This is a genomic window from Stenotrophomonas sp. T8 (assembly GCF_051853085.1).
Lineage (GTDB): Bacteria > Pseudomonadota > Gammaproteobacteria > Xanthomonadales > Xanthomonadaceae > Stenotrophomonas > Stenotrophomonas sepilia.
In genome coordinates, this window is the sequence record NZ_CP195329.1 from 2,534,289 (window position 1) to 2,552,233 (window position 17,945).

At 66.0% G+C, this 17,945-nt stretch carries 18 protein-coding genes; 9 read left to right on the plus strand and 9 right to left on the minus strand.

Annotated elements, in window-relative coordinates; genetic code table 11:
* Positions 1–88: 88 nt before the first annotated feature.
* Both ACSDHM_RS11910 and arsC read left to right on the plus strand, forming a co-directional pair.
* Complete coding sequence (locus ACSDHM_RS11910; RefSeq protein WP_088496680.1) at positions 89–1,243, plus strand: phospholipase A; 1,155 nt, start codon at positions 89–91, stop codon at positions 1,241–1,243.
* Positions 1,243–1,584: an arsenate reductase (glutaredoxin) gene (gene arsC, locus ACSDHM_RS11915; RefSeq protein WP_061477988.1), complete on the plus strand. Its 342-nt coding sequence runs from the start codon at positions 1,243–1,245 to the stop codon at positions 1,582–1,584. Before ACSDHM_RS11910 ends, arsC begins: the two co-directional genes overlap by 1 nt.
* Positions 1,585–1,657: 73 nt before the next feature.
* On the opposite strand, the gene ACSDHM_RS11920 is transcribed toward arsC, so the two are convergent.
* The 3 genes from ACSDHM_RS11920 to ACSDHM_RS11930 form a co-directional block, all read right to left on the minus strand.
* Positions 1,658–2,293 carry a glutathione S-transferase family protein gene (locus ACSDHM_RS11920; protein ID WP_005417555.1) on the minus strand — a complete coding sequence of 212 codons (636 nt, stop codon included), beginning with the start codon at positions 2,291–2,293 and terminating at the stop codon, positions 1,658–1,660.
* A 58-nt stretch (positions 2,294–2,351) separates the two neighbouring features.
* Complete coding sequence (locus tag ACSDHM_RS11925) at positions 2,352–2,690, minus strand: hypothetical protein (protein ID WP_005417563.1); 339 nt, start codon at positions 2,688–2,690, stop codon at positions 2,352–2,354.
* Positions 2,691–2,812: 122 nt separating this feature from the next.
* Positions 2,813–4,330: a fumarate hydratase gene (locus ACSDHM_RS11930; RefSeq protein WP_005417564.1), complete on the minus strand. Its 1,518-nt coding sequence runs from the start codon at positions 4,328–4,330 to the stop codon at positions 2,813–2,815.
* 146 nt (positions 4,331–4,476) lie between these two features.
* Between ACSDHM_RS11930 and ACSDHM_RS11935 the strand changes: the two genes are divergently transcribed.
* From ACSDHM_RS11935 to ACSDHM_RS11950, 4 genes are all read left to right on the plus strand, one after another.
* The gene (locus tag ACSDHM_RS11935) at positions 4,477–5,373 is read left to right on the plus strand and encodes an RNA polymerase sigma-70 factor (protein WP_072168356.1); all 897 of its coding nucleotides are present in this window, start codon (positions 4,477–4,479) and stop codon (positions 5,371–5,373) included.
* A gap of 35 nt (positions 5,374–5,408) precedes the next feature.
* On the plus strand, positions 5,409–5,858 hold the full coding sequence (locus tag ACSDHM_RS11940; RefSeq protein ID WP_151355321.1) for a carboxymuconolactone decarboxylase family protein: 450 nt from the start codon (positions 5,409–5,411) through the stop codon (positions 5,856–5,858).
* A gap of 360 nt (positions 5,859–6,218) precedes the next feature.
* On the plus strand, positions 6,219–8,090 hold the full coding sequence (locus ACSDHM_RS11945) for an ABC transporter ATP-binding protein (RefSeq protein ID WP_151355322.1): 1,872 nt from the start codon (positions 6,219–6,221) through the stop codon (positions 8,088–8,090).
* A gap of 80 nt (positions 8,091–8,170) precedes the next feature.
* A complete protein-coding gene (locus ACSDHM_RS11950; RefSeq protein WP_049439380.1) occupies positions 8,171–8,950 on the plus strand; it encodes a ferredoxin--NADP reductase in 780 nt (259 codons plus the stop codon).
* A 94-nt stretch (positions 8,951–9,044) separates the two neighbouring features.
* Here ACSDHM_RS11950 and ACSDHM_RS11955 read toward each other — a convergent pair whose 3' ends face one another.
* Positions 9,045–9,524 (minus strand): glutathione peroxidase, encoded by a 480-nt coding sequence (locus ACSDHM_RS11955; RefSeq protein WP_053497833.1) that lies wholly within the window; start codon positions 9,522–9,524, stop codon positions 9,045–9,047.
* 130 nt (positions 9,525–9,654) lie between these two features.
* Here ACSDHM_RS11955 and ACSDHM_RS11960 point away from each other — a divergent pair, with 130 nt between their 5' ends.
* Positions 9,655–11,823: a M3 family metallopeptidase gene (locus ACSDHM_RS11960; protein ID WP_188240813.1), complete on the plus strand. Its 2,169-nt coding sequence runs from the start codon at positions 9,655–9,657 to the stop codon at positions 11,821–11,823.
* A 127-nt stretch (positions 11,824–11,950) separates the two neighbouring features.
* Here the strand turns inward: ACSDHM_RS11960 and cfa are convergent, their stop codons facing one another.
* Genes cfa through ACSDHM_RS11975 form a run of 3 tightly spaced genes read right to left on the minus strand, consistent with a single transcriptional unit; the run spans position 11,951 to position 14,307 of the window.
* Positions 11,951–13,066: a cyclopropane fatty acyl phospholipid synthase gene (gene cfa / locus ACSDHM_RS11965; protein ID WP_072168359.1), complete on the minus strand. Its 1,116-nt coding sequence runs from the start codon at positions 13,064–13,066 to the stop codon at positions 11,951–11,953.
* Positions 13,067–13,085: 19 nt separating this feature from the next.
* The gene (locus tag ACSDHM_RS11970) at positions 13,086–13,967 is read right to left on the minus strand and encodes a DUF3298 and DUF4163 domain-containing protein (RefSeq protein ID WP_088496687.1); all 882 of its coding nucleotides are present in this window, start codon (positions 13,965–13,967) and stop codon (positions 13,086–13,088) included.
* 37 nt (positions 13,968–14,004) lie between these two features.
* Complete coding sequence (locus tag ACSDHM_RS11975; RefSeq protein ID WP_005417588.1) at positions 14,005–14,307, minus strand: GNAT family N-acetyltransferase; 303 nt, start codon at positions 14,305–14,307, stop codon at positions 14,005–14,007.
* A 208-nt stretch (positions 14,308–14,515) separates the two neighbouring features.
* Between ACSDHM_RS11975 and ACSDHM_RS11980 the strand changes: the two genes are divergently transcribed.
* Positions 14,516–14,677 carry a hypothetical protein gene (locus tag ACSDHM_RS11980; protein WP_162911592.1) on the plus strand — a complete coding sequence of 54 codons (162 nt, stop codon included), beginning with the start codon at positions 14,516–14,518 and terminating at the stop codon, positions 14,675–14,677.
* A gap of 48 nt (positions 14,678–14,725) precedes the next feature.
* On the opposite strand, the gene ACSDHM_RS11985 is transcribed toward ACSDHM_RS11980, so the two are convergent.
* Together ACSDHM_RS11985 and ACSDHM_RS11990 are read right to left on the minus strand one after the other, a co-directional pair.
* Positions 14,726–15,349 carry a rhomboid family intramembrane serine protease gene (locus ACSDHM_RS11985; protein WP_005417591.1) on the minus strand — a complete coding sequence of 208 codons (624 nt, stop codon included), beginning with the start codon at positions 15,347–15,349 and terminating at the stop codon, positions 14,726–14,728.
* 7 nt (positions 15,350–15,356) lie between these two features.
* Positions 15,357–16,922 (minus strand): POT-type proton-dependent oligopeptide transporter, encoded by a 1,566-nt coding sequence (locus ACSDHM_RS11990; protein ID WP_439426295.1) that lies wholly within the window; start codon positions 16,920–16,922, stop codon positions 15,357–15,359.
* Positions 16,923–17,084: 162 nt separating this feature from the next.
* On the opposite strand from ACSDHM_RS11990, the gene ACSDHM_RS11995 reads away from it, so the two are divergent.
* Complete coding sequence (locus tag ACSDHM_RS11995) at positions 17,085–17,933, plus strand: endonuclease/exonuclease/phosphatase family protein (RefSeq protein ID WP_072168362.1); 849 nt, start codon at positions 17,085–17,087, stop codon at positions 17,931–17,933.
* Positions 17,934–17,945 lie beyond the last annotated feature (12 nt).

Sequence of the window (17,945 nt, forward strand, 5' to 3'; positions counted from 1 at the left end):
GTGACCGTGCATAAACCGTGGGGCTGGCCGCGATCCGGCACAGCCGCCACACTGTGTGATTCCCGAATTCATCGAAGGGCCTGCTGCAATGACCCTCCCCACGCTGTTTCCCCGTCTGGCGCCGCTGGCGCTTGCCCTGGCCAGTGCACCGCTGGCTGCGCAGGAGTTCGCGCCTACCGCCGATGCCTCACCGGCCGCCTGCGCGGCAATTACCACCGACGCGGCCCGGCTGGCCTGCTATGACCGCCTGTTCGGGCATACCCCGGAGGCTACCGCCGCCGCTGATGCTGCCGCCGAAGCGGCTGCGCAGGCCCGCCGCGAAGAACGGCAGACCGCGCGCGTGAGCCAGGGCGAGGAAAAGCTGCGCGAGCGGGTGAGCGACCTGTTCCGCCCGGCGACGCCGGACAGCGCGCTGGCCAACGCCGGCCGCGGTTCGCTGCTGGACAGCCGCTGGGAACTGGCCGAGGACTCCAAGCTGGGGCCGTTCCAACTGCGCGCCTACAAGCCGGTGTACCTGCTGCCCGCCTTCTGGACCAGCGATCGCAACACCATGCCGCACTCGCCGAACCCGGCCAACAGCGTGACCACTCCGCAGGTACTCGACAGTGCCGAGCTGAAGTTCCAGATCAGCTTCAAGACCAAGATCGTCGAGAACCTGTTCGGCGACAACGGCGACATCTGGGCCGGCTACACCCAGAGTTCGCGCTGGCAGGCTTACAACGGCGAGGATTCGCGCCCGTTCCGCGAAACCAATTACGAGCCGGAAGTGATGATGGTGTTCCGCAACGGCTACTCGATCGGTGGCTGGCGCGGGCGCATGACCGGCATCGCGCTGAACCACCAGTCCAATGGCCGCGCCGACCCGCTGTCACGCAGCTGGAACCGGGTCATGCTCAACATCGGCCTGGACCGCGAGAACTGGGCGCTGGTGCTGCGTCCCTGGTACCGCATTCCCGAAAGCCGCAGCGAAGACAACAATCCGGACATCGAGGATTACATGGGTCGCGGCGACGCCACCCTGACCTGGAACCGCAATGGGCATGAGGTCTCGCTGATGGCGCGCCATTCACTGCGCACCGGAAGCCGTTCGCACGGTGCGCTGCAGCTGGACTACGGCTTCCCGATCAGCAACCTGCTGCGTGGCCATGTGCAGGTCTTCGACGGCTACGGCGAAAGCCTGATCGACTACAACCACAAGGCCACCTACGTGGGTGTGGGCGTGTCTCTGCTGGAGTGGTTCTGATGGACGTGACGATCTGGCACAACCCGGCCTGCAGCAACTCGCGCGGCGCACTGAAGCTGATCCGCGATGCGGGCTTCGAGCCGGTGGTGATCGACTACCTGGGCAACCCGCCGGACGCAGCCACGCTGCGCCAGGTACTGGCCGAATCCCGGCTGCACGCACAGGAACTGGTACGCAGCAAGGAGGCGCTGTTCGCCGAACTGGGCCTGGACGGCGCCGACGACGCCACGCTGCTGGCGGCGATGAGCGAACACCCCCGTTTGATCAATCGCCCCGTGGTGCGCACGGCCAAGGGCACGCGGCTGTGCCGCCCACCGGAAACAGTGCTGGAGATCCTGTAACCCGAAAAAGGGGACGGAGGGAATTAAGTCGTTTGTGCACAAACGACTTAATTCCCTCCGTCCCCTTTTTTGGTTACCGCCAGTCGGTGATGCCTTCGCGGCGGTAGACCTCGGCGAACGCCGGGCGCGCCTTCATCGAGGTGGCATGCGCCTTGAGCACCGGCCAGGTGTCACTGGGCCTGGGCATGTTGCGCGACCAGCGCATCAGCATCACCAGCATGTAGTCGACCACGCAGGGCGTGGCGCCCAGCAGGTACGGGCCGTGCGCCTGCAGGTGAGCGGCAACGTGCTGCCAGGCCGCTTCGAGCCGCTGACGCGCCCTCTCGCGGCTGGCCTCGACGTTCGCCTGGCCGGCCATTTCATGCGGATAGAACCAGGCCCGATAGGCCGGCTGCAGCGTATTGGCACACCAGAACATCCAGCGGTAGGCATCGCCACGCTGCGGCGTGCCCGGCACCGGGAGCAGGCCGGCCTCCGGGTGGCGATCGGCCAGGTACAGGGCGATGGCCGCCGCTTCGGTCAGTACCAGGCCATCGATCAACAGTGTCGGCACCACACCGGCCGGATTGAGCGCCAGGTACTGCGCCGACTTGTGCTCGCGCGCGTCGAAATCCAGCAGCACCAGTTCATGCTCGATGCCGAGCTCGATCAGCAGCCAGTGCACGACCAGCGCGGCGGTACTGGTCGAACCATACAGCGTGGTGCTCATGCGGAAGATCCTGTGCGGGTGGATCAGCCGATTATGCGCCCACGCGCGCGATCATTGCTCAGCCGCAGCTGCTCATGCAGGAATCCCGGCGCTCGCCACAGGACATCATCGGCGCGCGCATCGCGCAGTCGTGCGTCTTCAGTTCGCAGGCACGGCGCAGGTCCGGATTGTCCACGTCCTTGCAGCGCTTGTCCGGCGCCGGCACCACCTGCTGCTCGCAGTTGCTCTGGCGGCTGCCGAGGGAGTCATTCTGCGCCATGCAGCTGCGATAGCCGGCCTGGCACTGCACGCGGCATTGCGCCGATGCGGGGAAATCCGCGCCTTCGTACGACGCCGGGGTGCTGCAACCGGCCAGGGCCAGCAGCACGCCTACCACGATGAACCGATGCAGGGCCATGGACACGTCCTGTGCGAGGGTGTTCCGACCGTAGCAGAACAACCGCTACCGGAACATCAATATTTTTGCCCACACAACAACGGCGCCACAGGGGCGCCGTTGTCTGGTCCGGGATGGAGGGCTTACTCCACAACCACCGGAATCTTGCCGATGCGGGCCTGCCATTCGCGCGGGCCGGTCTTGTGCACCGATTCGCCGGTGGAATCCACCGCCACGGTCACGGGCATGTCCTGCACGGTGAACTCGTAGATCGCTTCCATGCCCAGGTCGGCGAAACCAACGACCTTGGCCGCCTTGATCGCCTTGGACACCAGGTAGGCCGAACCACCAACGGCCATCAGGTAGGCCGACTTGTGCTTCCTGATCGCCTCGATGGCGGCCGGGCCGCGCTCGGCCTTGCCGACCATGCCCAGCAGGCCGGTCTGCGCCAGCACCTGCTCGGTGAACTTGTCCATGCGGGTCGCCGTGGTCGGGCCGGCCGGGCCCACCACTTCGTCGCGCACCGGATCGACCGGGCCGACGTAATAGATGAAGCGGCCCTTCAGGTCGACCGGCAGTTCCTCGCCCTTGTTGAGCATGTCGACCATGCGCTTGTGCGCGGCATCGCGGCCGGTCAGCAGCTTGCCGTTGAGCAGCAGGGTCTGGCCCGGCTTCCAGCTGGCCACGTCTTCCGGGGTGATCGTGTCCAGGTCCACCCGGGTGCCCTTGGACGCGTCATAGGTCAGCTTCGGCCAGTCTTCCAGCGACGGCGGGTCCAGCATCACCGGGCCACTGCCATCCAGGGTGAAGTGCGCATGGCGGGTTGCGGCGCAGTTCGGGATCATCGCCACCGGCAGGTTGGCCGCATGGGTCGGATAGTCGTTGATCTTGATGTCCAGCACAGTGGTCAGGCCGCCCAGGCCCTGCGCGCCGATGCCCAGCGCATTGACCTTCTCATACAACTCCAGGCGCAGCTCCTCGATGCGGTTGGAGGCACCACGGGCCTGCAGCTCGGTGATGTCGATCGGTTCCATCAGCGCCTCCTTGGCCAGCAGCATCGCCTTCTCGGCGGTGCCACCGATGCCGATGCCGAGCATGCCCGGCGGGCACCAGCCGGCGCCCATGGTCGGCACGGTCTTCAGCACCCAGTCGACGATGGAGTCGGACGGGTTGAGCATGGCGAACTTGGTCTTCGCTTCCGAACCACCGCCCTTGGCGGCAACGATGACGTCGACCTTGTTGCCCGGCACCACCTTGACGTTGACCACGCCCGGGGTGTTGTCCTTGGTATTGATCCGCTTGCCGGCCGGATCAGCCAGCACCGAGGCGCGCAGCTTGTTGTCCGGATGCATGTAGGCGCGGCGAACGCCCTCATTGGCCATGTCTTCCACGCCCATGGTGGCGTCATCCCAACGCACGTCCATGCCGATTTCCAGGAACACGGTGACGATGCCGGTGTCCTGGCAGATCGGGCGGTGGCCTTCGGCGCACATCCGCGAATTGATCAGGATCTGGGCCATCGCTTCCTTCGCGGCCGGCGACTCCTCGCGCTCGTACGCGGCGGCGAGGTTCTTGATGTAGTCGACCGGGTGGTAGTACGAGATGTACTGCAGCGCGTCGGCGATGGACTGGATGAGGTCTTCCTGCTTGATCGATGTCACGGCTTGCTCGCTTGCTCGAGGCTGGCGGGGGTAATCCGCCCATTTTACCCCCTCCCCCGGCCCCGGGGTGGTCGTGCTGGCCGCTGGCCGGCAAGATTCCCCCGACGCTCTGTCACGCCACGCGCCACTGCGGCGTCCTTGCCCACATGAACGCCGAAACCGTTTTCCAGACCCACCGCCCGCGCCTGATGGCGCTGGCCTATCGCCTGCTCGGCAGCCGCGCCGACGCCGAAGACGTGGTCCAGGACGCCTGGCTGCGCTGGTCCGGCGCCGATCCTGCCGGCGTCCGCGATGCAGAGGCCTGGCTGGTCACCACCACCACCCGGCTCGGCCTGGACCGGCTGCGAGCGGCCAGGCGCGAACGTGTCCACTATGTCGGCCCATGGCTGGCCGAACCGCTGGCGGTCACCCTGGAGCCGGACCCGGCGCCCGGTCCGGCCCAGCTGCATGCGCTGGCCAACGACGTCTCAGTCGCCTTCCTGACCCTGCTCGAACAGCTCGGCCCCGAGGAACGCGCCGCGTTCCTGCTGAAGGAGGCCTTTGACCACGACTACCGCGAAATCGCCGACCTGATCGGGCACAGCGAAGCCAACTGCCGGCAACTGGTGCATCGCGCCCGGCAGCGGTTGCAGGCCGGGCGGCCGCGCTTCAACGCCGACGCCAGCCAGCACCGGCAGCTGCTGGCGCGCTTCATGGATGCCTCGCAGCGCGGCGACAGCGAGGCGATCCAGGCCCTGCTGCACGCCAACGCGCAACTGGTCTCCGACGGTGGCGGCGTGGTTACCGCCGCGATCCGCCCGCTGCTGGGCGCCGAGCGCATCGGTCGCCTGTTCTGGGCCATCGCCCGCCGCGGCGCGGTGCATCCGGCGCAGCTGGGCTACGTCAACGGCGAACCGGCGATCCTGCGCTTCCAGGGCGACCGCCTGCACTCGGTCACCACCATCGAAGTGGTCGATGGCCGCATCGCCAACGTGTACAGCGTGTTGAATCCAGAAAAATTGCCGAAGGTTGTCACGCGCCGCAACGCTGCGGCGTCCTTGTGATGAAGGCGGCCATCGTGGCCGCCGTGGAGCCCACGATGTCCGATCACACCTCCCCCCGCGTCCCCTACACCCGCCTGGCCGCCGAGGCCTTCAAGGGCCTGCTGGCCACCAGCCAGGCGGTGCATGACAGCTCGATTGATCCGACCCTGATGGAACTGGTGTTCCTGCGCGTGTCGCAGCTCAACGGCTGCGGCTACTGCATGGACATGCACGGCACGGCGCTGCGCAAGGGCGGCATCGAGCCGCGCAAGCTGGACACCCTGCCCGCCTGGCACGAAAGCCGCTTCTTCGATGCGCGCGAACGTGCGGCGCTGGGCTGGGCCGAGGCGCTGACCCGGCTGACCGACGGTGCGCCGTCGCAGGCGACGTTCGATGCATTGGCGCCGCACTTCGATGAGAAGGGCATCAGTGACCTGAGCATGGGCATTGCGGTGATCAATGCCTGGAACCGGCTGGGTGCGGGGCTGCTGCCGCCGCTGCCGTAACGGGGGGCTGGCCGGGCTGCCGCCCGGCACCCGCAGAGGCAACAACCAGAGCAATATCAAAAGCCGGCGCTACTGTGGGTTGGCGGGGTGGATCAGGTCGCAGGGGACGCTGCAAGTACGTCCATGTAAGCTCGGTCGCCGCATCCATGCGGCTCACGCCCCTGCGACCTGACCCACCCCGCCTTCGATAGTCCACTGGAGCTGCTGGTAGGTGTCGACCGTGGTCGACACGGTCGATCCACGCCGTGCATGGATACGGGAGGGTCAGATCCCTTTGTGTGGCAAAGGGATCTGCCCCCGGTGCCGGCCACACGGCTGCACTGACCCCATCTGCACGTATCAGGCGCGCACAATACGCGCATGCCTGCTTCCCCCACCGCTGGCGCTGCCGCCGCGAAGAAACCCAGCCTGCGCCAGCGCTTCAGGGCGATGCGCAATCTGCCCCCTTTCCTGCGCATGGTCTGGAAGACCAGTCCGGCGCTGACCCTGGCCAGCCTGGGGCTGCGCCTGATCCGTGCCCTGCTGCCGGTGGCGATGCTGTACGTCGGCAAGTTGATCATCGACAGCGCCCTGCACCTGAGCCAGCACGATGCCGGCTACCCGCCGCTGGGCGAGGCGCTGTCCAGCGGCCTGCTCAATCCACTGCTGGGCCTGCTGGCACTGGAATTCGGCCTGGCCATCGCCTCGGACCTGCTCGGCCGGCTGGTCAGCTACGCCGACGCTCTGCTTTCCGAACTGTTCGCCAACGCCACCAGCATCCGCCTGATGGAACACGCCGCGACGCTGGACCTGGAGGATTTCGAAGACCCGGACCTGCAGGACAAGCTGGACCGTGCGCGGCGCCAGACCATGGGCCGGATGAACCTGATGAGCCAGCTGTTCGGCCAGGTGCAGGACGCGATCACCGTGGCCAGCCTCGCCGTCGGCCTGCTGGTCTACGCGCCGTGGCTGATCCTGCTGCTGGCGCTGGCACTGGTGCCGGCCTTCATCGGCGAATCGCACTTCAACGCGGCCGGCTACAGCCTCAACTTCCAGTGGACGCCCGAGCGCCGCCAGCTCGACTACCTGCGCCAGCTGGGCGCCAGCGTGGAAACGGCCAAGGAAGTGAAGATCTACAACCTGCACCGCTTCCTGGTGGAGCGCTACCGGCGCCTGTCGGTGGCATTGTTCCAGGCCAACCGCGCCCTGGCACGGCGCCGCGCGTTCTGGGGCACGCTGCTGGCTGCGCTGGGCACGCTGGGGTATTACACCGCCTACGCCTACATCGCATGGCGCACGGTGCGCGGGGACTTCTCGATCGGCGACCTGACCTTCCTCGCCGGCAGCTTCCTGCGCCTGCGCCAGCTGCTGGAAGGCCTGCTGATCGGCTTCTCGCAGGTGGCCAGCCAGGCGCTGTACCTGGATGACCTGTTCTCGTTCTTCCAGATCCAGCCGGAAATCCACTCGCGCGATGGGGCCGTGCGCGTGCCGCAACCGATCCGCCAGGGCTTCGTATTCGAGAACGTCGGCTTCCGCTACCCCGATGCCGAACAGTGGGCGGTGCGCCATCTGGATTTCCAGCTGCACGCCGGCGAAGTGCTGGCCCTGGTCGGCGAGAACGGCGCCGGCAAGACCACCCTGGTGAAGCTGCTGGCGCGGCTGTACGAACCGGACGAAGGCCGCATCCTGCTCGACGGCCGCGACCTGCGCGATTACGACCTGGATGACCTGCGCGCCAACCTCGGGGTGATCTTCCAGGACTTCGTGCGCTACAACCTCAGCGCCGGCGAGAACATCGGCGTCGGCCAGGTCGAGGCGATGGACGACCAGGCACGCATCGCTGACGCGGCGCGACGCGGCATGGCCGAGGAAGTCATCGACGACCTGCCCGGCGGCTACGACCAGCAGATCGGCCGCCGCTTCAAGCAGGGCGTGGACCTGTCCGGTGGCCAATGGCAGAAGATCGCCATTGCCCGCGCATGGATGCGCAATGCGCAGGTGATGATCCTGGATGAGCCAACGGCAGCGCTGGATGCCCGCAGTGAGTTCGAGGTGTTCCAGCGGTTCAGGGAACTGGCGGATAATCGCACCGCAGTACTGATTTCCCACCGTTTTTCCTCGGTACGCATGGCCGACCGCATCCTGGTGCTGGCCGATGGCCGGATCGAGGCCAGCGGCACCCATGCGCAGCTGATGGCGCAGGGCGGCCGCTATGCCGAGCTGTTCGAGCTGCAGGCGGCGGGTTACCGCTGAGAACGCCTCTCGTTCCGCCCAATGAGAACTTGTCTCATTTGAGATAGAATCACCCCCGACGACTTTCGATAGATACGCCCATGTCCTCCGCTTTCGGCGCCGAAACGGTGCTTGAGGTCCGTCACTGGACCGATGCCTACTTCAGCTTCACCACCACCCGCGACAGCGGTTTCCGCTTCGAGAACGGCCAGTTCGTGATGATCGGCCTGGAAACCGAGGCGCGACCGCTGCTGCGCGCCTATTCCATTGCCAGTGCCAACTGGGAAGAACAACTGGAGTTCTTCAGCATCAAGGTGCAGGACGGCCCGCTGACCTCGCGCCTGCAGCACATCAAGCCGGGCGACAAGGTACTGGTCGGCAAGAAGCCCACCGGCACCCTGCTGATCAGCGACCTGCATCCCGGCAGGAACCTGTACCTGCTGGGCACCGGCACCGGCCTGGCGCCGTGGCTGTCGGTCATCAAGGACCCGGAAACCTACGAGCGCTTCGAGAAGGTGATCCTCTGCCACGGCGTGCGCTACGAGAAGGACCTGGCCTATCGCGATTACTTCGAGAAGGAACTGCGTGAGCACGAGTTCCTCGGCGAAATGATCGGCGACAAGCTGCTGTACTACCCGGCCGTCACCCGCGAGCCGTTCGCCAACCAGGGCCGCCTGACCCAGCTGATGGAGAGCGGCGAGATGCAGCGCACCCTCGGCCTGCCGGAACTGAGCCCGGAAAACGACCGCGCGATGATCTGCGGCAGCCCGCAGATGCTGGCCGACCTTCGCACCGTGCTCGATGCCCGGGGTTTCCAGGTTTCGCCGCGCATCGGCCAACCGGGCCACTACGTGTTCGAACGCGCGTTCGTCGAGAAATAACCCATCGCATCTGTAGAGCCGAGCCCGCGCTCGGCTTGCGCGCGGCGCGCGCTCTCGGAGTCAGCCGGAAAAGCAGCCGAGCGTGGGCTTGGCTCTACAGCAGCGCTTCGATCGCGCTGCGCAACTGCTCCGGCCGGGTGGTGGGCGCATGCCGCGACACCACCTGCCCCTGGCGATCGACCAGGAACTTGCTGAAATTCCACTTGATGCGGGCACTGCCGAGCAGGCCACGCTTTTCGTGCGTCATCCAGGCCCACAACGGATCAGCGCCCTCGCCGTTGACCTCGATCTTCTCCGACAGCGGAAAGCTGACCGGATAGTCCAGCGAACAGAACTGCCGGATCTGCGCCGCGTCCCCCGGCTCCTGCGCACCGAACTGGTTGCACGGGAAGCCGATCACCACCAGGCCGCGTTCGCGGTAGTCCTGCCACAGCTGTTCCAGCCCGGTGTACTGCGGGGTGAACCCACAGCGGCTGGCAACGTTCACCAGCAGCAACGGGTGGCCCTGATAACGGGCCAGCGCCTGCGGCTGGCCGTCGAGGTCACGGAAGCTGAAATCGTAGGCGCTGGTCATGAGGGCGGGCCGTGGGCGGTGAATGCATGGTACCCGCGCCCGGAGCCGGCAACATGCCTTTTGACACAAGTGCGGGCGCCGCCGGCCGGGTTACCCTCGGGCCCTTGTTTGCCTTACCGGAGTTCCTGCCTTGACCACCCGCCTTGCCCTTGCCGTGGCCATGTCCCTCGGCCTTGCCCTGCCCGCCTTCTCGGCCGGCGCCGTCACCCCGGCTGCCAGCACCCATGCCCAGCAGGCCAATCCGTTCTTTGCCGAAAGCCCGCTGCCCCTGCATTATCCGCAGTTCGACAGGATCAAGGACAGCGACTTCGCCCCGGCCTTCGACGCCGGCATGGCGCAGCAGCTGAAGGAAGTGGAGGCCATCGCCAACAACAAGGCCAAGCCGACCTTCGACAACACCATCATCGCCCTGGAAAAGAGCGGTGACATCCTCGACCGTGCGACCACCGTGTTCTTCAGCCTGGTCGGTGCCGATACCAATGACACCCGCAAGAAGCTGCAGGCCGACTACTCGGCGAAGTTCGCCGCGCACAGCGATGCGATCGCGCTGAACGGCAAGCTGTTCGCCCGCATCCAGGCGCTGTACGACACCCGCGGCCAGCTGGGCCTGGACGCCGAAGGCGTACGCCTGGTCGAGAAGTACTACGACAACTACGTGCGCGCCGGTGCCAAGCTGTCCGAAGCCGACAAGGCCAAGCTGAAGGAGATGAACGCCGAGCTGGCCAACCTGGGTACCAAGTTCAGCCAGAACGTGCAGTCGGAAGTGAACGCTTCGGCGATCACCGTCGACGACGTCAAGGAGCTGGACGGCCTGTCCAAGGAGCAGATCGCCGCCGCCGCCGAAGCTGCCAAGGCCCGCGGCCAGGACGGCAAGTACGTGATCACCCTGCTCAACACCACCGGCCAGCCGCCGCTGACCAACCTGGCCAACCGCGCCCTGCGCCAGAAGATCTACGAAGCGTCGGTCAGCCGTGGCAGCCGTGGCGGTGAGTTCGACAACACCGCGCTGGTCTCGCGCATCATGCAGCTGCGTGCCGACAAGGCCAAGCTGATGGGCTTCCCGAACTTCGCGGCCTACAACCTGACCAACCAGACCGCGAAGACCCCCGAAGCGGTCAACGCGATGCTGGGCAAGCTGGCTCCGGCCGCCGTGGCCAACGCCAAGCGCGAAGCTGCCGACCTGCAGGCGATGATCGACCAGGAACAGAAGGCGGCCGGCAAGCCGAGGTTCAAGCTGGAACCGTGGGACTGGGCCTTCTACAGCGAGAAGGTGCGCCAGGCCAAGTACAACTTCGACGAGTCGCAGCTGAAGCCGTACTTCGAAATGAAGAACGTGCTGGAGAACGGCGTGTTCCATGCCGCCAACCTGGAATTCGGCCTGACCTTCAAGCAGCGCACCGACCTGCCGGTCTATCACGAAGACGTCACCGTCTACGACGTGTTCGATGCCGACGGCAGCCAGCTGGCGATCTTCATCTTCGACCCGTATGCACGCGCCTCCAAGCGCGGTGGTGCGTGGATGAACTCCTACGTCTCGCAGTCCAAGCTGACCGGCTTCAAGCCGGTGGTCGCCAACCACCTGAACATCCCGAAGCCGCCGGCCGGCCAGCCGACCCTGCTGACCTGGGATGAGGTGAACACCACCTTCCACGAGTTCGGCCACGCCCTGCACGGCATGTTCTCCAACGTGAAGTACCCGTACTTCTCGGGCACCTCGGTGCCGCGTGACTTCGTCGAGTTCCCCTCTCAGGTCAACGAGATGTGGGCTGACAACCCGGTCATCCTGAAGAACTACGCCAAGCACTACCAGAACGGTTCGGCGATGCCGCAGGCGCTGCTGGACAAGGTGCTGGCGGCGGCCAAGTTCAATCAGGGCTTCGCCACCACCGAGTACCTGGGTGCGGCCATGCTGGATCAGCGCTGGCACCAGATCGGCCCGGACCAGGTGCCGGCGGCCAAGGACGTAATGGCCTTCGAGCGCGCCGCACTGGAGAAGGACGGCATCTACTACGCTCCGGTTCCGCCGCGTTACAGGACCCCGTACTTCAGTCACATCATGGGCGGCTATTCGGCCGGCTACTACGCCTACATCTGGTCTGAAGTGCTTGATGCCAACACCCAGAAGTGGTTCAAGGACAATGGCGGCCTGAGCCGCAAGAACGGCGACCACTTCCGTGCCACCCTGCTGTCCAAGGGCGGCAGCGTCGACGCGATGCAGCTGTTCCGCGATTTCGCCGGCCACGAGCCGCAGATCGAACCGCTGCTGGAAAAGCGTGGCCTGACCGGCGCCGGCAACTGATCGCCTGCGCGCTAGCGTGAAACGAAAACCGCCCGGGAGACCGGGCGGTTTTTTTGTTGTGGTTGGGGTCAGAGCCCTTTTCTGTGAAAAGGGATCTGACCCCGGGGTCTCCGACCCCGCGCTGGCTTCATCGCGGCGCCACGTACCCGCCCGGCACGCCTTCCGGCGACAGCACCAGCTGCCACAGCTGCGCATGCCGGCAGCGGAAGGTGGCCATCGACCCGGCCAGGTAGAAGCGCCACATTCGCCGGAAGTGCTCGTCGTAGTGCGCATCCAGCCGCGGCCACGCTGCTTCCACGTTGCGCCGCCATGCCTGCAGGGTCAGGTCGTAGTCGGTGCCGAAGTTGTGCCAGTCTTCCAGCACGAAACGGCCTTCGAACGCCCGGGTGATCTGCGCCGCCGACGGCAGCATTGAGTTGGGAAAGATGTAGCGCGCGATCCACGGATCGGTGCGATGCCGGGAGATGTTGGTGCCGATGGTGTGCAACAGCAGCAGGCCGCGCGGCGACAGGCAACGCTTGGCCACCTCGAAAAAGCCCGCGTAGTTCTTGTCACCGACGTGCTCGAACATGCCGATCGAGAAAATCGCATCGAACGGTTCGTCCAGCTCGCGGTAGTCCTGCAATCGGATCTCGATCGGCAGGCCCGCGCACAGGTTCCGCGCGAACTCGGCCTGCTCCTGCGAAATCGTCACGCCGACGCCACTCACACCGTAGCGCTCAGCGGCGAACTTCAGCGCTTCGCCCCAACCGCAGCCAATGTCCAGCACGCGCTGGCCCGGGCGCAGGCCCAGCTTTCGGCAGACCAGGTCGAGCTTGGCTTCCTGTGCGGCGTCGAGATCATCGGCGTTGCGCCAATAGCCGCAGCTGTAGACCAGGCGCTGGCCGAGCATGGCCTGGTAGAGATCGTTGCCCAGGTCGTAATGACGGCGCCCGACCTCGTAGCTGCCCTGCCCCGCCTGCAGGTTGAACAGGCGCGCCTTCAGCGCATCGGCCACTTCGCGCCAGCCGTGCACCCGTTCATCCAGGTGCGCCTGCATCAGGTGGGCGAGGAATTCATCCAGGACGTTCGCATCCCACCACCCTTCCATGTAGCTCTCGCCCAGGCCGAGCGAGCCTTGGCCCATGACCCGCGCGAAGAAGCGCGGGTCATGCACCTGGATGTCCTGAGGCTGGGTACCGCCGATGCGGACCCCGGCTTCGTGGAGCAGGCCGGCGACCCGCTCCTGCAACCCTGTATCCACGTCACCTCCTCGACTGCGGTCAACCGCGTGCGAACAGCTCCACGTAGTCCTTGGCCACGTGCGGCAACAGCACCGCCGCCGGTACATCGGCGGTCTGGGTGCCGTCCGAGTATGGACCCACCTGGTACGGAGGGAAAACAAAGCGCAGCGCGGTGATCTGCCCCTTGTCGTCGGTCAGTGGCTGGAACTGGCTGAAATTGTCGGCCTGCGGGCCAGTACCGTCGGCGATCATGCGCGATGCGTTGCGCAGCGATTCCTGCAGTTGGGCCGGGTCCATGTCCTCGCCGCTGAGCCGCGTGGCCACGCGTTCGCGCAGCTGGTCGGCGACGAACTCACTGATCACTTTCCAGCCCTTGGCATCGGCCACCAGCTTGTCGGCGCTGAGCATCTGCTGCTGCTGCGGCAGCCACACGAAGCGCGCCACCAGCGGTTCGCCATGGGCGCCACCGGTATAGCGGCTGCCATCAGCACTGACCACCACCAGCTGCGGCGTTTCCAGCAGCTTCTCGAAGCTCAGCGACAGCTCGTAGGGCATGGTCGGCTTGTCGTTGCCCAGCCCGTCCAGCGCCTGCTGCAGGTCGCTGCGTGCGCTGGTGGCATAGCTCTGCAGCGCGCGCGCCAGGCCGGGGTAGCGGTCGATACCCGCCGGGTAGCTGATGCCCACCACCTCACGCTCGTTGTTTTCGATCACGTCGCGCAGGTCCAGCGGCGCTTCCGTGGCTGGCGTCTCGCCGGCGGCGGTGGCTTCGGCGGCGGGCGCCGCGTCGGTCACCGGCGTCGGCTCGCTTTCACGCTGGCAACCGGCCAGCAACAGCACGCCCACCACGCCGGCCAGCACGCTGACGTGCAGTGGCCGGTTGTTTCCAATCTTCATCGGGATCCCCTGTTCATGTTTGTACATCATCGCCTGCCATGGCTGAAGCGTGGCCCGCTGGCACTCAGCCAACGAGCAGGTCGTGGTACTCCTCGTGCCGCTGCAGGAAAGCCTCGGCGTAGGAACATGCCGGCACCACCTTGTACTTCTGCTCGCGGGCGAAACGCAGTGCCACGCGGGTCAGCTCACCGGCGATGCCACGGCCGGCGATCGGCTCGGGCACCTCGGTGTGGGTGATCACCATGCGCTTGCGCTTGATCTGGTAGTCCAGCACCGCCAGCTGTCCTCGCACACGGGCGGTGAAGCGGTGGTTGGCCAGGTCGTGTTCGACCTCGTAGGCCAGACCGGGGGGCGTGACCGAAGCCATGGAACTGTCTCCTGCGGCGACTGCGTGGATGGTGCGCAGCCGGGCGCCATGATCGCGTGAAGCCTGAACAGGGGCAAGTCCAGTCCATTCACGTCAGTTTTCGCCCTCAAGCTGGAGGGTCGCCGGCCGCTATCGCCTATGGCGGGGTACGGCCAGGCTGGCACGACCCTTGCGACCGTTGATCATGCGCACCACCGTGGAGGCTCCCATGCACGCCAGCGATTCCCATTCCGATACCGACCGCGCCCTGCTGGAGGGCCTGCTGCAACTGGCGGTGGAAGGGCAGACCGAGGATCAGGATTTCCAGCGCATCGGCGAGGAAGTATTCGCCCGCCTGCTGGATACCTACGGCCACACGACCCAGGCCTGAAACCGGATACGCCGGGGCCGGATCCACAGGATCCGACCCCGGCACGCTTCAGCCGCCCAGGCGGAAGGTCGGGTTGGAGAGTTCGCGCAGGAAGTGGTTGAAGATGCTCGGCTGCATGGCCAGCATGAAGATCACGCCGAACGCCGCACCTGCCAGGTGCGCGCTGTGGTTGATGCGGTCGCCGCCGCGCTTGTCCATCCAGATGCTGTAGCCGACGTAGAACGCGGCATAGATGATCGCCGGTGCCGGGATGAAGAACACCAGGATGATCGACCACGGCTTGATCAGGATGAAGGCGAACAGCACCGCCGACACCGCACCGGATGCCCCGAGGCTGAGGTAGTTCGGGTTCTTCTGGTTCTTCAGGTAGCTGGGCAGGATCGAGACCAGCAGCGCGCCGATGTAGAACGCCGGGTAGGTCAGGTAGCTGCCGGTCAGCTGCACCATCACGCTCTCGATGAATCCCCCGAAGAAGAACAGGGTGATCATGTTGAAGATCAGGTGCGACCAGTCGGCGTGGATGAAGCCATAGGTCACCAGCCGGTCGTACTGGCGATGGCGGTCGACGGCCGGCGGCCACAGGATCAGGCGATCGGCCAGCTTGCGGTTGTTGAACGCCATCCACGACAGGATGGCGGTGATGGCGATCAACAGCAGATTGACGGGGGTCATGTCAGGCTCAGGCGCTACGGTAGTTGTCGACCATACGATAGCGTTTCGCGTACCAACCGAAGGCCAACGCCGCGACGAAGGCGAAACCGGCGAAGAAGAACATCAGGAACGCCGCTTCGCTCAGGCCCGTACTGGCAATCCTGTGGGTCACGGCATCGTTGCGCACGGCAGCGTTCGACAGCAGCACCCACAGGTTGCCGATGGTGGTGGTCAGGTTCCAGAAGCTCATCACCACACCCTTCATCGCCTGTGGCGCCTGGCTGTAGGCGAACTCCAGGCCGGTGGCCGAGACCAGCACCTCACCGAAGGTCAGCAGCGCATACGGCAGCATCTGCCAGAAGATCGACATGGCGTTGCCGCCGTCCATCACCACCTGGATGCCGCCGACCACGATCCAGGCCAGGCCGCTGAAGGCGATGCCGGCGGTCATGCGGCGCAGCGCGGTCGGCTCAAAGCCGAAGCGGCGCAGGGCCGGGTACAGCACCAGGTTGTTGAACGGAATCAGGATCATCACCAGCAGCGGGTTCAGCGCCTGCATCTGCGAGGCGGTGAACCAGCTCGGCATCTGCATCTGCTGGCCCTGCAGGACCCAGGTCGAGGCCTTCTGGTCGAACAGCGAGAAGAAAGGCGTGGTCAGCGCGAAGATCACCAGCACGCGCAGCACCGAGCGCACGCCTTCCACGGCTTCGGCCGGATGCTGGCCACGGGCGCGGTCCAGCTGCAACCAGGTACCGCCACCGATGCCGGCGAGGATGGCCACCAGCGCCAGGCACAGGCAGATCACGATGCCCAGCGAGCCGACCAGGCCGAACGAGGCCGCCGCCAGCGCCAGGCCGAGCACGGCGATCACCAGGCCCGGACGGCCCTGGCCGGCCACGCGCGTGGTCAGCGCGGTACGCACCACGTTGGCGAACGAATGCGGATCCTTCGGCGGCAGCGGCACCAGCACGTAGCGCTTGCGGCCCAGCCAGAACACGAAGGTAGCAATGAACATCAGGATGCCCGGGATACCGAACGCCCACTGCGGCCCCCAGTTCTTCAGTGCCAGCGGGATCAGCAGCGAGGCGAACAGCGAGCCGAAGTTGATGATCCAGTAGAAGGCGTCGAAGACGATCTTGGCCAGGTGCTTGTTGCTCTGGTCGAACTGGTCGCCCATGAACGAGGCCACCAGCGGCTTGATGCCACCGGCACCCAGCGCGATCAGGCCCAGGCCGAGGAAGAAGCCCTCGCGGCTGTTCTCGAACAGCGCCAGGCACAGGTGGCCGGCGCAGTAGACCAGGCTGAACCAGAGGATCGTCTGGTACTTGCCGAAGAACCTGTCGGCCAGCCAGCCACCGAGCAGCGGGAAGAAATACACGCCGATCATGAAGCTGTGCATGATGTCCTTGGCTTCACCGGCACGGCCTTCCGCAGTGATTTCCTGCAGCAGCAGCGAGGTGATCAGGAACTGCACCAGGATGTTGCGCATCCCGTAGAAACTGAACCGTTCGCAGGCCTCATTGCCGATGATGTACGGAATCTGGCGCGGCATCTTTCCTTGGCCGGCGATGGGGGCGACTGCGTCGTGGCTCATCCTGTAAGGCATTCCTGCAAAGCGAAAGGCGCAAGGTTACCGGAACCGGGGCTTGCGAAGCACGCTGCAGGGCTGCATGACAACGGTGCCAATCCGTGGCAGGCAGTGCAGGCCCTGCCGGAAGTCACGGCACCTGCACGGCAAAAGCGTAAACTTATCGTTATGCGCCCCCTCGCCCCCGCCCGCCTCCTGCTCAGCTGCCTTGCGCTGTTGCTGGCATTGCAGGCGCAGGCACGACCACAGGCGCCGGCCGCCGTTGCCAGTGAGAGCGAACCTCGGCAGCTGACGGTAGCCGCGCTGGAGCTGCCCAGCCGCGATGACGCGCAATGGAAGCAGCGCCGCGAGCAGGTCGCACAACTGCTGACCGACCTGCAGCCGGACGTGATCTCGGTGCAGCAGGTGCTGCAGCAGCAAGGCCGCAACCCGGCCTGCTGGCTGGCCAGCCGGCTGCGCTACAGCTGCGACTTCGTCACCGCCGACCCACCCAGCCAGCCACTGCGCCATGGCAACGCCATGCTGACCCGGCTGCCGGTGAGCGAGGACGGCGTGACCCTGCTGCATCCTCCCGGCACCTTCAGTGCGGCCGGCATGATGCGGCTGAAGCTGGGCGAGGCGCTGGTCAACATCTATGTGGCGCGGCTGCGCCCGGACCCGGACGAGGCCACTGCCCGCCAACACCAGACCAGCGACCTGATGACCTGGATCGGCGCCACCGCCGAAGGCATGCCGAGCCTGATCGCGGGCGACTTTTCGGCCAGCACGGTGGAGCTGGTGCGGAGCACGCCCGGCTTCCAGCCGGCACGGCGCAATCCCGGCGGCCGCCCCGAGCCGCCTGCGGCCAGTGGCGGCGGCGCCAGTGGCCACGGCTTGGACGTGCTGTTCCAGGTCAAGCACTTCGGCGGCATCCGCCAGCAGCCGATCCTGCTGCCCGCCGACGGCGACCTGCCCGGACTGCGCCTGGGCGTGTTGGCAACCCTGCGCCTGCAGGACGCTACGGCCACGGCGGAATAGGTCGTGCCGGGA

Bases quoted from the DNA above. Each gene is read 5' to 3' on its own strand.
- ACSDHM_RS11910 (WP_088496680.1), top strand. From the start codon at position 89: ATGACCCTCCCCACGCTGTTTCCCCGTCTGGCGCCGCTGGCGCTTGCC.
- arsC (WP_061477988.1), top strand. From the start codon at position 1,243: ATGGACGTGACGATCTGGCACAACCCGGCCTGCAGCAACTCGCGCGGC.
- ACSDHM_RS11920 (WP_005417555.1), bottom strand. From the start codon at position 2,293: ATGAGCACCACGCTGTATGGTTCGACCAGTACCGCCGCGCTGGTCGTG.
- ACSDHM_RS11925 (WP_005417563.1), bottom strand. From the start codon at position 2,690: ATGGCCCTGCATCGGTTCATCGTGGTAGGCGTGCTGCTGGCCCTGGCC.
- ACSDHM_RS11935 (WP_072168356.1), top strand. From the start codon at position 4,477: ATGAACGCCGAAACCGTTTTCCAGACCCACCGCCCGCGCCTGATGGCG.
- ACSDHM_RS11940 (WP_151355321.1), top strand. From the start codon at position 5,409: ATGTCCGATCACACCTCCCCCCGCGTCCCCTACACCCGCCTGGCCGCC.
- ACSDHM_RS11945 (WP_151355322.1), top strand. From the start codon at position 6,219: ATGCCTGCTTCCCCCACCGCTGGCGCTGCCGCCGCGAAGAAACCCAGC.
- ACSDHM_RS11950 (WP_049439380.1), top strand. From the start codon at position 8,171: ATGTCCTCCGCTTTCGGCGCCGAAACGGTGCTTGAGGTCCGTCACTGG.
- ACSDHM_RS11955 (WP_053497833.1), bottom strand. From the start codon at position 9,524: ATGACCAGCGCCTACGATTTCAGCTTCCGTGACCTCGACGGCCAGCCG.
- ACSDHM_RS11970 (WP_088496687.1), bottom strand. From the start codon at position 13,967: ATGTACAAACATGAACAGGGGATCCCGATGAAGATTGGAAACAACCGG.
- ACSDHM_RS11975 (WP_005417588.1), bottom strand. From the start codon at position 14,307: ATGGCTTCGGTCACGCCCCCCGGTCTGGCCTACGAGGTCGAACACGAC.
- ACSDHM_RS11980 (WP_162911592.1), top strand. From the start codon at position 14,516: ATGCACGCCAGCGATTCCCATTCCGATACCGACCGCGCCCTGCTGGAG.
- ACSDHM_RS11985 (WP_005417591.1), bottom strand. From the start codon at position 15,349: ATGACCCCCGTCAATCTGCTGTTGATCGCCATCACCGCCATCCTGTCG.
- ACSDHM_RS11990 (WP_439426295.1), bottom strand. From the start codon at position 16,922: ATGAGCCACGACGCAGTCGCCCCCATCGCCGGCCAAGGAAAGATGCCG.
- ACSDHM_RS11995 (WP_072168362.1), top strand. From the start codon at position 17,085: ATGCGCCCCCTCGCCCCCGCCCGCCTCCTGCTCAGCTGCCTTGCGCTG.